Raw genomic sequence first — 12,362 nt, 5'->3', positions numbered from 1 at the left:
GCCGGCGGAGGTCGCGGCCGAGGACACGGCGGCGGTCCCGGCGGCGGTCCCGGCGGACGGCGGGGGCGAGCCCGAGCGCGAAGGAGAGGTGTGGGACGTCGTCGTGGTCGGCGCCGGACCGGCCGGAGCGTCGGCGGCGCACGCGGCGGCCGCCGCGGGCCGGCGCGTCCTGCTGCTGGAGAAGGCCGAACTGCCCCGGTACAAGACGTGCGGCGGCGGCATCATCGGCCCCTCGCGGGACGCCCTGCCGCCGGGCTTCGTCCTGCCCTTCAAGGACCGCATCCACGCGGTCACCTTCTCCCTCGACGGGAAGCTGACCCGCACCCGCCGCTCGAAGGGCATGCTGTTCGGGCTCATCAACCGGCCCGAGTTCGACGCGGCGCTCGTCGCGGAGGCGGAGAAGGCCGGCGCGACCCTCCGCACGGGTACGGCCGTCACCCGCGTCGAGCAGCACGGTGCGGCGGTGCCCGACCGGCGCACGGTCGCCGTGGTCCTCGCGGACGGCGAAACGGTACTGGCCCGGGCCGTGGTCGGCGCGGACGGCAGCGCGAGCCGGATCGGCGCGCACGTCGGGGTGGAGATGGACCAGGTCGACCTGGGCCTGGAGGCGGAGATCCCGGTCCCGCCCACGGTGGCCGCGGACTGGAAGGGCCGGGTCCTCATCGACTGGGGTCCGCTGCCCGGCAGTTACGGCTGGGTCTTCCCCAAGGGCGACACCCTCACCGTCGGGGTCATCTCGGCGAAGGGCGAGGGCGCGGCAACCAAGCGCTACCTCGACGACTTCATCGCACGCCTGGGCCTGGCCGGTTTCGAACCGGCCGTCTCCTCCGGGCACCTGACCCGCTGCCGCAAGCCCGGGTCCCCGCTCTCGCGCGGCCGGGTGCTGGTGGCGGGGGACGCGGCCGGACTGCTGGAGCCGTGGACCCGTGAGGGCATCTCCTTCGCGCTGCGCTCGGGGCGGCTCGCGGGGGAGTGGGCCGTGAAGATCTCCGAGGCGCAGGACGCGGTCGACGCGCGGCGCCAGGCCCTGAACTACGCCTTCGCGGTCAAGGCCGGGCTGGGCGTGGAGATGGGCGTGGGCAAGCGGATGCTGACGGTCTTCGAGTCCCGTCCGGGCATGCTGCACGCGGCGATCACCGGATTCCGGCCCGCCTGGCTGGCGTTCGCGCGCATCACCCGGGGCTCGATGACCCTGGCCGACATGGTCCGTACGTACCCGCTCGCCCGCAAGGCGCTCCACCTGCTGGACGCCCGCCAGGCCCGCGGGGCCCGCAAGGGCACGGCCGACTAGACGGCCTGGCGGCGGTATGCCTGTTCCGTGGGCGGACAGGCATGCCGTGGCGGGGCGTTCCGCGCCCGGAAGGCACCGGAGCGCCTCGGAGCGCACGGGAACCCCTTCGCCACGGGTGGTCCTTTCGCCTACGGTGCCGAAGGTATGACGGCTCTTGAATCCTTCACCTTCGTCCGCCACGTCGACGGGCTCCGCCACCGCTTCGAACGCGACGGCGAGCGCCACGACCGGCCCGCCTACCGCCGGACGGACGGTCAGGTGTGGTGCGTCTGGGGGCCGGACGAGGGCTGGCACTGCGAGATCGCCGGCGGACTCGTCACCGCCCATCCCCTGAACGCTGCCGGTGACGTCGACCTCGACCGTGACGCGCCCGAACCCCCTGCCACCGTCTGGCGCAGCTTCAAGGGCGACCGGTCCTACCTCTACGACCTGCGCCCCTTCGAACCTGAGGCGTGATCCGCCGGAGGGCGCGGAGGGCGGGGTCAGTCCGCGAGCGTGATGCGGAAGACGGGGTGGTCGCCGGCGGCCGCCTGGAGCTCGGCGTCCGAGGACTTGGCCGTGACCCCCTGGAAGAAGCGGTTGACCTCCCAGCCCCACTTCTCCAGGTAGGCGCGCAGGACCGCCGCCTTCTGGGCCGGGTCGGTCAGTTCGGTGGCCGTGAAGGTGCGGACCTTGCGGCCCACGCGCAGTTCGCCGCCGCCCGCCACCCGCATGTTGCGGACCCACTGGGAGTGGCCGCGGGCCGAGAGCAGGTACTGGGCGTCCCCGTAGGTGTGCGGGTTGACCGGGATCCGCTGCATCGCGCCGGACGTGCGGCCGCGGACCGAGAGCTCGGCGGTGCCGGCGAGGCTGACGCCGAAGCGGGCGAGCTTGCCGAGGAGGGCGTTGAAGCGGATGCCGAGCGGGCTGCCCTGGACGTAGTAGGGGGTGGGCGCGTTCACGGTGGCCTCCGGGGCGGAAAGGGAGAGCGGTGCTCTCGCTTGAGATCAGTGTGCACGGATCGGCGTACCAAAACAAGAGCAGTGCTCTCTGAAGTGAGCGATGCTCCGAAATTTGGGCAGTGCTCCGCCCTCCTGGCAGACTGGGCCGCATGAGCACCGTGCGAGGGGCCAGGGAACGGGCCCGCATAGAGGTCACCGCCGCCATCAAGGACGAGGCGCGCCGCGCCCTCGCGGCCGAAGGGGCGGCCAAACTCTCGCTCCGCGCCGTCGCCCGCGAACTGGGCATGGTCTCCTCGGCCCTCTACCGCTACTTCCCGAGCCGCGACGACCTGCTCACCGCCCTGATCATCGACGCCTACGACAGCATCGGCGCCGCCGCCGAGCACGCCGACGCGGCCTCGGTCGCGGCCGGGGCCCCGCCCCGCGCCCGCTGGACCGCGGTCTGCGAGGCGGTCCGCGGCTGGGCGCTGGAGCGCCCGCACGAGTACGCGCTCATCTACGGCTCCCCGGTCCCCGGCTACAGCGCCCCGCCCGACACCGTCGGCCCGGCCTCCCGCGTCGCGAACATCCTCATCGGGATCCTCCGCGCCGCCTACGGGGACGGCCGCGGCCTCGCCCTGCCGCCCCTGCCCGACGCCCTGCGCCCCGAAGCCGCCCGGATGACCGCGGACTTCGCGGAGGGTCTGCCTCCGGAGGTGACGGCCGCGCTCGTCGGGGCCTGGGCACAGCTCGTCGGGCTCCTCTCCTTCGAGCTGTTCGGCCAGTTCAACCGGGTCGTCGAGGAACGGGACCTGTTCTTCGCGCACGCGGTGGACCGGCTGGCGTACGGGGTGGGGCTGACGGCCGTCTGACGGAGGCTCGCATGATGAGGTGACAGATCGCTTTTCTGTTCCTCACACCAAAGTGAGTCGTTCGGCTTTCATCGACTTTTCGCGCGTCTAGTGTTCGACGGGTCCCGCCTTCCGCCCCTGCCCCGTCCCCGCTCCCGTCCCGCCGCCGGAGGAACACGCATGGCCCGCGCCCGCGCCGTGAAGGCCCTGTACGCCGTCCTGTTGACCGGGTTACTGGCGGCCCCGGCCCCCGCGGTGGACGCGTCGGCCGACGGGCCGCGCACCCCGGCCCGCCTTCCCGGGGAGAGACCCCAGGCGTCCCCCGCCCCAGCCCCCGCCCCCGCCCCCGCCTCACCGTCCGCCGCCGCACCCGCCGCCCCCGCACCGTCCGTGAGGCCCACCCCCCGGCCGCCCGGCGTGCGCGGCCTGGAGATAGCCGTGCCCGCCTACGTCTGGGCCGACGACCCGGTGCTGGCCGATCTCACCGCCACCGGCCCCGCCGCCTCCGTGGTCGTCCTCAACCCGGGCAACGGCGACGCCCCCTTCGACGCCCCCTGGCGCGCCCGCGCCGACGCCCTGCGGGCCGGCACCACCGCCACCGGCGAGCGGACCAAGGTCCTCGGCTACGTCCACACCGACCACGGCAACCGGGACCTCGCCGAGATCAAGGCCTCCGTCGACAACTACCTCAGGCCCACGGACGCCGCCGCCGACGGCCGCCTCCACGTGGACGGCATCTTCTTCGACGTCGTCAGCCGCGACTGCGGCCCCGCCAACGCCACCCGCGACCGCTACGCCGAACTGCGCCGCTACGTCGAGGACACGATGCACGCCGTCGACCCGGACGCCCCCGACCTGGTCGTGAACAACCCGGGCACCCCCATCGCCGACTGCTACCTGGAGCCCGGCCGCCGCACCGCCGACGTCTTCGTCACCTTCGAGGACACCTACGCGGCGTACACCTCCGCCGGCCCCTTCGGCGGCAACGTGTTCAACGCCGCCACCGGCTACCGCCCGGGCGCCGAACTCGACCCGAGCGGCACCGCGTTCTGGCACCTCGTCCACGACGTCCCCGACGCCTCCGCGATGCGCGCCACCCTCCGTACCGCCTTCGAGCGCGGCGCCGGCTACGCCTTCGCGACCAGCACCGTCATGCCCAACCCCTGGAACGCCGCCCCCGCCTGGAAGTTCCGTCCCCAGACCTCGTACGCCGCGACCCTCGGCTGAGCCACCGCCGTCGCCACCGGTGGCGAAACCTTCCCTCAGCCGGCGAACGGCCCGCCCGAGCCGAAGACCAGCCCGGCGAACCGCTCCCCGATGCGGCGGTGCCCCGCCGGGTCCGGGTGGAGCCCGTCCGGGAGCGGGAACTCGGCGAAGTCCGCCTCGCCGTAGAGGGCGCGGCCGTCGAGGTGGTGCAGGTGCGGGTCGTCGGCGGCGCGCTCGGCGGTGATGCGGGCCAGCTCGCGGCGGATCACGTTGAGCGTCAGCCGCCCGGCGGCGACCTCCGCCGGGTCGCCCAGCGCCCGGAAGCTCAGCTTCTGCCCGTCGAACTCCGGGGTGATGGGCCCCGGGGTGTCCTCCTGGAGGGGGCACAGGACCGGCGAGACCACCAGCAGCGGGGTCGTGGGATGCCCCTCGCGGATGGTGTCGAGGAAACCGTGCACCGCCGGGCCGAAGGCGCGCAGCCGCATCACGTCCGTGTTGACGATGTTGATGCCGATCTTCACGCTGATCAGGTCCGCCGGGGTGTCCCGCAGGGCGCGCGCGGTGAACGGGTCGAGGAGGGCGTTGCCGCCCAGCCCCAGGTTGACCAGTTCCACCCCGCCCAGCGAGGCGGCCAGCGCCGGCCAGATCGCGGTCGGGCTCGCCGCGTCGGAGCCGTGGCTGATGGAGCTGCCGTGGTGCAGCCACACCCGGCGCCCGTGGTCCGGCGCGGGCTCTACGGGGGCGTCGGTGCGCAGTGCGACGAGCTCGGTGACCTCGTTGTACGGGAGCCAGATCTCCACGTCCTTCACCCGGTCGGGCAGGCCGTCGAAGCGGACGGTGCCGACCGGGCCGGGCAGGGTCTGCGCCGCGCCGGTGGCCAGGTCCACCAGCAGGACGTTGCCGCCGTTCGACGCGGCCCGCCCCGCCGGCCGGCCGTCCACGAGCAGGTCGTACACGCCGTCGGGGCGGGGCGGCGCCCCCTGGTAGGCGTTCTTCGTGCGGAGCGCGTCCAGCTCCACGACCGTCGCCCGGGTGCGGAAGACGAGCCGCACCCCGGACGGCTGGGTCTCGACCGTGGCCAGGTAGGCGTCGGGGAACTGGGCGCGCGCCCGCGCGGGCAGCCGGTGCGGCAGCACGCCGCGCGGCGTGCGCTCCACGTCGAGGGCGCCGCGCAGCAGGGCGGCGTCGACGGGTGTGGTGATCAGGTCAGCCACCGTGCGCCTCCCGACGGACGAGGGGGACGGCGGTGTGCGGGCGGTGCGGGGAGCGCGGCGGGCCGGGCGCCCGCAGGACGCCGCGGGGCCCGGGGCGGGCCGCGGCGCGTGAACCGTGTCGGAGCTGGGACTTCATGCCCCCACCCTGTCAACCGGACGTCCCCCGCGCATCCGGATTCCCCCGCCGGCCGAACCGCCACAGGACGTGGACGACCCGCAGCAGGAACACCACCCCGGCCAGCACCCCGCCCGCGACCTCCAGGAACCCGTGCGCGGCGCGGGACAGACCCAGGGCGGGCGCGGCCCCGTACACCGCCGCGAAGACCAGCGCCGCGGCGAAGCACGCGCTGACGAACGCGTAGCCGATCTCGACGGTGACCGCGTCCCGCTCCGCACTGCCGCGCCTGCCCATACCGGGCAGGGTCCCAGCGCACGCCGCCCCCGACAAGGAGCCCTGGCGCGGGGGCATCAGATTCCGGCCGTCCCGCTCCACAGCCGGGCCAGCGAAGCGTCGCCGCCCACCCCGGGGCCGGCCAGCGGCAGCCGGTTCCACAGGGCCGTGTACAGCCAGGCCGCCTCACCGGTCAGCTCGCAGTCCGCCGGCTCGCCGGTGTCGCCCCGCACCGTACGGGCGGGCTCGCGCGACAGGTGCACCGTCCACACCGCGCCCGTGTCGACCGCCCGGATCCGCAGGACGCGCGGCTCCTCGGTCCGCACCCGGCTGCGCGGCCGGGCGTGGAAGCCGGTCAGCAGCTCGTCGATGCCGTCCTCCGCGAACTCCGGCGCCACCGCGCCGAAGCCGATGCCCAGCGCGGCCTGCGCGTCGAAGCGGTGCACGGTCGTCTCGTGCGCCTGCCGCCGCGCCCAGAACGCCAGCGGCGACGGCGGGGCCGTCGGCAGGAAGGTCCAGCACACGACGTCCGCCGGGGCCTCGGTCAGGGTCCGGACCAGCGCCGCGTGCCCCTCCCGGAACCAGGCCAGCAGCTCCGCGCCCGCCAGCTCCGGCGCCTCCGGGAACTCCACGGGCTCCACCCGGGCGTCCGCCACGTACCCGGCCGCCCAGCGGTGCACGGCACCGGTGTGCCGGAGCAGGCCGGCCACCCGCCACTCGGGACAGGTGGGCACCGGGGCGTCCGTCCCCGCCCGTTCGGCCGCCTCGGCGAGCAGCTCGCCTTCCCGCGCGAGGGTCTCCACGTACTCGGTGATCTTCATGTCGCGAGTCTGCCAGCAGGTCCGCCGACAATGGAGGGGTGAACGGGGAACTCTTCGCGCGCGAGCGGACCGGGATCGCACCCGGCGCCGTCCACCTGCCCGACTGGCTGGGCCCGCGCCGCCAGCGCGAGCTGCTCGACGCCTGCCGCGCGTGGGCGCGCCCGCCCGCCGGACTGCGGACCGTACGCACCCCCGGGGGCGGGACGATGACCGCCCGGCAGGTGTGCCTGGGCCTGCACTGGTACCCGTACGGATACGCGCGCACCGCCGTCGACGGCGACGGCGCCCCGGTCAAGCCGATGCCCGCCTGGCTCTCCGAGCTGGGACACCGGGCCGTCACCGACGCCTACGGAACGCCCCCGCCGCCCGGGGAGGAGTACGACATCGCCCTGGTGAACTTCTACACGGGCGACTCCCGGATGGGCATGCACCGGGACGCCGAGGAGCGCTCCGGAGCCCCGGTGGTCTCCCTCAGCCTGGGTGACTCCTGTCTCTTCCGCTTCGGCAACACGGCCACGCGCGGACGCCCGTACCAGGACGTGGAGCTGCGCAGCGGGGACCTGTTCGTCTTCGGCGGCCCGAGCCGACTGGCCCACCACGGGGTGCCGAAGGTCCTGCCCGGCACCGGGCCGCCGGACCTCGGCCTGACCGGGCGGCTCAACATCACACTGCGGGTCGGCGGCCTCGGGCCGTAGACGGGCGTCCGGGGCCTCCCGATCATGCGAGGATCCATGACATGAACGGCAACGGGGCCCCGCCGCGGGTGGGGGATGTGTCCACGGTCTCCGCGACGACGCCGGAGGCCCCGGCGGCCTCGGTCTCCTCGCCGGTGTCCGGGGCCGAGGCCGCGTCCGCCGCCGCGTCCGCCTCCGCCGCCGCCTCGGCTTCCGCGAGGACCCGGCTGGAGCGGGGCCGGGGCGCGCTCGGCCCGGCGCTGGAGCTCGTCCACACCGGCCGGGCCCCGACGCGTGCGGTCCTGACGGCCGAGCTCGGCGTCACGCGCGCCACCGCCGGAGCCGTCGCCGCCGAACTGGAGGCGCTCGGCCTGATCCGCGTCGACTCCCGTCCCGGTGGGGCCGGCGGCGGCCAGGGCCGCCCCTCGCACCGGCTCGCCGTCGACGAGAACGGCCCGGTGGCTCTGGCCGCGCAGGTGCACCCGGACGGCTTCCGGGCGGCGCTGGTCGGCCTCGGCGGGCGGATCGTGGCCACCGCACCCGGCAAGGTCACCGTCTCCGCCGACCCCGCGCAGGTGCTCGGGGCGGTCGTCGAGGCGGGCGCCGCGCTGCTCGCCGAGTCCGGGCGGCGCTGCGTCGGCGCGGGCCTCGCGGTGCCCTCGGCGGTCGCGGAGCCCGAGGGCACCGCCCTCAACCCCCTCCACCTGGCCTGGCCGGCCGGCTCTCCCGTACGGGCCATCTTCGCCGAGCGCGTCAAGGCCGCCGGGATCGACGGACCGGCCCTGACCGGCAACGACGTCAACCTCGCCGCGCTCGCCGAGCACCGGCACGGCGCGGGCCGCAGCGCGCAGCACCTGCTGTGCGTGGCCACCGGGCACCGCGGGGTCGGCGGGGCGCTGGTGCTGGACGGGCGGCTGCACAGCGGGAGCGCGGGCCTCGCCCTGGAGGTCGGCCACCTCACCGTCAACCCCGAAGGCCGCCCCTGCCACTGCGGCAGCCGCGGCTGCCTCGACGTGGAGGCCGACCCGCTGGCCTTCCTGACGGCGGCCGGCCGCATCCCCGGCCCCGAGGTGTCGCTGCTCCAGCAGGCCCGTGACCTGCTGCGCACGGAGTACGCAGACCCGGGCGTGCGGGCCGCCACCGAGGAGCTCATCGACCGGCTCGGGCTGGGCCTCGCCGGGCTGGTGAACATCCTGAACCCGGACCGGATCATCCTGGGCGGCCTGCACCGGGAGCTGCTCCACGCCGACCCCGAGCGGCTGCGCGCGGTGGTCGCCGACCGCAGCCTGTGGGGGCGCAGCGGCGGCGTGCCGATCCTGCCGTGCACCCTCGACCACAACAGCCTGGTCGGGGCGGCGGAGCTGGCCTGGCAGCCGGTGCTGGACGACCCGCTGGGGACGCTGGGCGCGGCGGCCTGAAGGGGGCCGACGGCGGCCTGCGGCGGCCTGAGGGCGGCAGGGGGCGGCCCTAGGCGGCCAGTGCGGCGGGAGGTGACCGAGGCGGCCCGAGCGCGGCGTGAGGTGGCCCGAGGTGCGCGCCCGCCGCGGAGCCCGGGGCCCGGCTGCCCGACGCCGAGGACGGGCCGGGCGTCGGGGGCGGTGCCGGTTCGAGGGGGTGCGGTGGGGCCGCGGGGGTGTCAGCCGGGCCTGGGACCGGCCGAGACCGACACCGGCACGCCGGTCACCACGGGCCCGGCGTCCACGGCGGCGAGCACCGGGCGCGCGGGTTCCCGTACGGGCTTCTTCGCCCCGAGGTGGACCGTACGGAGCGGCGCCGCCGCGGTGGGGGCCGCCCGGAGGGAGAACCACACCACCTTGCCCGGACCGTTCTCCAGGGGCCGCGCCCCCCAGGCCTCGCTGAGCGCCTCGACCAGGGCCAGCCCCCGCCCGCAGGTCTCCAGGCCGGCCGTCTCGCGCCGTACGGGCAGCCGCGGATCGCTGTCGTGGACGGAGACGGTGAGCCGTCCGAGGCGGAGTTCGATCTCGACCGTGCACACCTTGTCGGGCTGCGCATGGCGGTGGACGTTGCTGAGCAGCTCCGTCACGCCCAGCGCAGCCCGGTCTATGAGCGGGTCGAGCTGCCAGTGGCGCAGTTGTGCAGAAACGATTCGGCGGACCTGACCGATCCGCGCGGGCAAGGCCTGCAGTTCCACGACGCAGTGCCTGCGGGAATGACTGATCACGGCTGCGACTCCCCGACATCATTGTTACGGGTGCTGCACCCTCGGTGACGCACCACCAGGGTCACCCACGGTCGCCCGGAGTGCAACCGAACGCGAACTAAAGCGATCCGCATAGAGACCCAAAGCAATCATTTGCGCAGGTGGGAGGGGTACATTGCGAAAGTGGGGGGCCACGGAACGGACAAAGGAGCAAGGCGCATGAGCACCACCGGTCCCACCGGTACCACCGGTACGACGGCCTCGAACGCGACGACGACCGTCGACGTCGACCGCAGCGACACGGACTACCGCGCCTGGCTCAAAGAAGCCGTACGCAAGGTCCAGGCGGACGCCAACCGCTCCGCCGACACCCACCTGTTGCGCTTCCCGCTCCCCGAGCAGTGGGGCATCGACCTGTACCTCAAGGACGAGTCCACGCACCCGACGGGCTCCCTGAAGCACCGTCTGGCCCGCTCCCTGTTCCTGTACGCGCTGTGCAACGGATGGATCCGCCCGGGCCGCCCCGTCATCGAGGCCTCCAGCGGCTCCACCGCCGTCTCCGAGGCCTACTTCGCCAAGCTGATCGGCGTCCCGTTCATCGCCGTCATGCCGCGGACCACCAGCCCCGAGAAGTGCCGGCTCATCGAATTCCACGGCGGCGAATGCCACTTCGTCGACGACTCGATGAAGATGTACGAGGAGTCCGCCGAGCTGGCCGCCCGCACCGGCGGCCACTACATGGACCAGTTCACCTACGCCGAGCGCGCCACGGACTGGCGCGGCAACAACAACATTGCCGAGTCCATCTACCAGCAGCTGCGCCTGGAGCGTTACCCCGAGCCCGCGTGGATCGTGGCGACCGCGGGCACCGGCGGCACCTCCGCGACCATCGCGCGCTACGTGCACTACATGCAGCACGACACCCGCGTCTGCGTCCCGGACCCCGAGAACTCCTGCTTCTTCGACGGCTGGACCCGCAGCGACCCGCACGCGAGCAGCGACTGCGGTTCGCGCATCGAGGGCATCGGCCGGCCCCGGATGGAGCCGAGCTTCGTACCGGGCGCCATCGACCGCATGATGAAGGTGCCGGACGCGGCGAGCGTCGCCGCCTGCCGGGCCCTCGAACAGGCCATAGGGCGCAAGGCGGGAGGCTCCACCGGGACCGGCCTGTGGAGCGCGCTGAAGATCATCTCCGAGATGGTGGCGGCGGGCCGCACGGGCAGCGTCGTCACCCTCCTCTGCGACCCCGGCGACCGCTACCTCGACAAGTACTACTCGGACCAGTGGCTCGCGGCGCAGGGACTCGACATCGCGCCCTACGCGAAGACGCTGGAGACGCTGCTGACGACGGGGGAGTGGCGCGAGCCGACGGCGTAGTCCGTCCCTCCCGCCGGTACGCGGACCACGAACTCCCCCTGGCCGGGCGGCAGTCGGCTGGCTAGGCTGTGCCGGCGCGTGAGCGCGCGCCGGATCCGGGGGGACGTCATGGCGGACAGCGACGGTACGGTGGCCGACGGCGTGGTGGCCGACGGCGTGGTGGCCGACGGCGTGGTGGCCGACGAAGCGGTGGCCGACGACGACGCCGCGGGCAGCGGCGGCGGCGTGGCCGCCTGCCCGAGATGCGGCCTGCGGGACCGCGTGCTGGGCGTGACGGCCGCCTACCTCGGCGCGAAGTCCACCCGCCGGGAGGAGACCGGCACCGGCGACGACCAGAAGGTCTCCGTCGCCGAGGAGAACTCGGCGCTGGCCCAGGCCCTGGCCCCGGCCCCGCCCGCACCCGACGGCGAGAACGCCGGCTGCTGGGCGGCGTCGCTGCTGGTGATCTCGGTGGGCACCTTCATCTGGGGGGCGCTCGCGGGGATGTGGTTCGAGCGGGACCTGGCGACGCGGTTCGTCGCGACCGGCAACGGCGACGGCCACTTCGTCGTCGACTCCGCCTACCCGGTGCTGGGGTGGATCTCCGGCGCCACCCTCGCGGCCGGCCTGCTGCTGCTCGCCGGCTCGGCCCTGCGCAAGGCGATCTGGCGGCGGCGCTCCCGGCCCGGCCGGGCCGCGGCCGACCGGGCCTGGTCCGCCGGCTGGTACTGCGCCCGGTGCGGTACGGCGCACTTCACGCTCGGCCCGGCGATGAGCCTGCACGAGTTCCGCGTCCGGGTGTGGAGCGCGGGCGGCTACGGGAACAAGGCCGCCCGGTACCCCGCGATCTGACCCGGCCCGAGCCGCCCGGCACTGGCCTTAGGTCATGTCGTCAAAGTGGCGCCGGTCAGGCCCGCGGCGTCCGGTGGCGAGGTGCGGTGCCGGGCGTCGCGGGCCAGGCGCCACTTTGACGACAGGGCCTAGTGCCCCGCGCCGGGCCGTCCGGTGGCGAGCCGGCCGTCCAGCGCGCGGACCGCCGTACGGAAGGAGTGGCCGAGGCCCGGGCGGGCGGCGGCCAGGGCCAGCCGGAAGGGGGCCGGGCCGTCGGCGGCGAAGGTCCAGCGGACCCGCGTGCCCGAGCCCTCGGGGGTCAGCCGCCACTCCTCCAACAGGGCCCGTACGCCCGGCACGTTGGTCTCGTCGACCCGGTAGGCGTAGCGCCGCTCCGGATCCGCCGCCATGACGGTCTCCTGGAAGCGCACCCCGCCGCGCAGCCCGATCTCCCGGCCCGCGCCGCCGCGCGTCGGCCGCGCCAGGGTGACCGCGCCGAACCAGCTCGGCCAGCCCGACACCTCCTCGGCGAGAGCCCGGTACACGGAGTCGGGCGCGGCCGCGGTGGTGGCCGTGAAGACCAGGCGCGTCGGCGCGGTGGCGGCGAAGTCCAGCTCCACGGGGCGGAGTCGGCGGGTCATGGCGG

The 12,362-nt window shown here is 74.9% G+C and carries 14 protein-coding genes; 8 read left to right on the top strand and 6 right to left on the bottom strand.

What is annotated here, in order from left to right:
* Positions 1-88: 88 nt before the first annotated feature.
* Together OOK31_RS25190 and OOK31_RS25185 are read left to right on the top strand one after the other, a co-directional pair.
* Positions 89-1,291, top strand: a complete 1,203-nt coding sequence (locus OOK31_RS25190; RefSeq protein WP_267090008.1) for a geranylgeranyl reductase family protein — start codon at positions 89-91, stop codon at positions 1,289-1,291.
* Positions 1,292-1,435: 144 nt separating this feature from the next.
* Complete coding sequence (locus OOK31_RS25185) at positions 1,436-1,747, top strand: hypothetical protein (protein WP_267089618.1); 312 nt, start codon at positions 1,436-1,438, stop codon at positions 1,745-1,747.
* A gap of 26 nt (positions 1,748-1,773) precedes the next feature.
* Here OOK31_RS25185 and OOK31_RS25180 read toward each other — a convergent pair whose 3' ends face one another.
* Complete coding sequence (locus OOK31_RS25180) at positions 1,774-2,232, bottom strand: nitroreductase/quinone reductase family protein (protein ID WP_267089617.1); 459 nt, start codon at positions 2,230-2,232, stop codon at positions 1,774-1,776.
* A gap of 149 nt (positions 2,233-2,381) precedes the next feature.
* Here OOK31_RS25180 and OOK31_RS25175 point away from each other — a divergent pair, with 149 nt between their 5' ends.
* Positions 2,382-3,083 (top strand): TetR/AcrR family transcriptional regulator, encoded by a 702-nt coding sequence (locus tag OOK31_RS25175; protein WP_267089616.1) that lies wholly within the window; start codon positions 2,382-2,384, stop codon positions 3,081-3,083.
* A 159-nt stretch (positions 3,084-3,242) separates the two neighbouring features.
* Positions 3,243-4,289, top strand: a complete 1,047-nt coding sequence (locus OOK31_RS25170) for a spherulation-specific family 4 protein (protein WP_267089615.1) — start codon at positions 3,243-3,245, stop codon at positions 4,287-4,289.
* A 35-nt stretch (positions 4,290-4,324) separates the two neighbouring features.
* On the opposite strand, the gene OOK31_RS25165 is transcribed toward OOK31_RS25170, so the two are convergent.
* From OOK31_RS25165 to OOK31_RS25155, 3 genes are all read right to left on the bottom strand, one after another.
* Positions 4,325-5,473 carry a GDSL-type esterase/lipase family protein gene (locus OOK31_RS25165; protein ID WP_267090007.1) on the bottom strand — a complete coding sequence of 383 codons (1,149 nt, stop codon included), beginning with the start codon at positions 5,471-5,473 and terminating at the stop codon, positions 4,325-4,327.
* 157 nt (positions 5,474-5,630) lie between these two features.
* The gene (locus OOK31_RS25160; protein ID WP_267089614.1) at positions 5,631-5,894 is read right to left on the bottom strand and encodes a DUF6332 family protein; all 264 of its coding nucleotides are present in this window, start codon (positions 5,892-5,894) and stop codon (positions 5,631-5,633) included.
* A 56-nt stretch (positions 5,895-5,950) separates the two neighbouring features.
* Complete coding sequence (locus OOK31_RS25155) at positions 5,951-6,694, bottom strand: maleylpyruvate isomerase family mycothiol-dependent enzyme (RefSeq protein ID WP_267089613.1); 744 nt, start codon at positions 6,692-6,694, stop codon at positions 5,951-5,953.
* A gap of 38 nt (positions 6,695-6,732) precedes the next feature.
* Here OOK31_RS25155 and OOK31_RS25150 point away from each other — a divergent pair, with 38 nt between their 5' ends.
* Both OOK31_RS25150 and OOK31_RS25145 read left to right on the top strand, forming a co-directional pair.
* Positions 6,733-7,389, top strand: a complete 657-nt coding sequence (locus OOK31_RS25150; RefSeq protein WP_267089612.1) for an alpha-ketoglutarate-dependent dioxygenase AlkB — start codon at positions 6,733-6,735, stop codon at positions 7,387-7,389.
* 41 nt (positions 7,390-7,430) lie between these two features.
* A complete protein-coding gene (locus OOK31_RS25145) occupies positions 7,431-8,786 on the top strand; it encodes an ROK family protein (RefSeq protein ID WP_267089611.1) in 1,356 nt (451 codons plus the stop codon).
* Positions 8,787-9,004: 218 nt separating this feature from the next.
* Here the strand turns inward: OOK31_RS25145 and OOK31_RS25140 are convergent, their stop codons facing one another.
* Complete coding sequence (locus tag OOK31_RS25140; protein ID WP_267089610.1) at positions 9,005-9,550, bottom strand: ATP-binding protein; 546 nt, start codon at positions 9,548-9,550, stop codon at positions 9,005-9,007.
* Between the two features lie 198 nt (positions 9,551-9,748).
* On the opposite strand from OOK31_RS25140, the gene OOK31_RS25135 reads away from it, so the two are divergent.
* Positions 9,749-10,906, top strand: coding sequence for a PLP-dependent cysteine synthase family protein (locus OOK31_RS25135; protein WP_267089609.1), 1,158 nt, complete (start codon positions 9,749-9,751; stop codon positions 10,904-10,906).
* Positions 10,907-10,984: 78 nt separating this feature from the next.
* On the top strand, positions 10,985-11,737 hold the full coding sequence (locus OOK31_RS25130) for a hypothetical protein (RefSeq protein ID WP_267089608.1): 753 nt from the start codon (positions 10,985-10,987) through the stop codon (positions 11,735-11,737).
* 128 nt (positions 11,738-11,865) lie between these two features.
* On the opposite strand, the gene OOK31_RS25125 is transcribed toward OOK31_RS25130, so the two are convergent.
* The gene (locus OOK31_RS25125; protein WP_267089607.1) at positions 11,866-12,357 is read right to left on the bottom strand and encodes an SRPBCC family protein; all 492 of its coding nucleotides are present in this window, start codon (positions 12,355-12,357) and stop codon (positions 11,866-11,868) included.
* Positions 12,358-12,362 lie beyond the last annotated feature (5 nt).

Origin of the sequence: Streptomyces sp. NBC_00249 (genome assembly GCF_026342355.1) — a bacterium.
Taxonomy (GTDB): Bacteria; Actinomycetota; Actinomycetes; order Streptomycetales; family Streptomycetaceae; genus Streptomyces.
The sequence above is the reverse complement of the archived record's forward strand: the minus strand, read 5'-3'. Positions and strand labels throughout refer to the sequence as shown.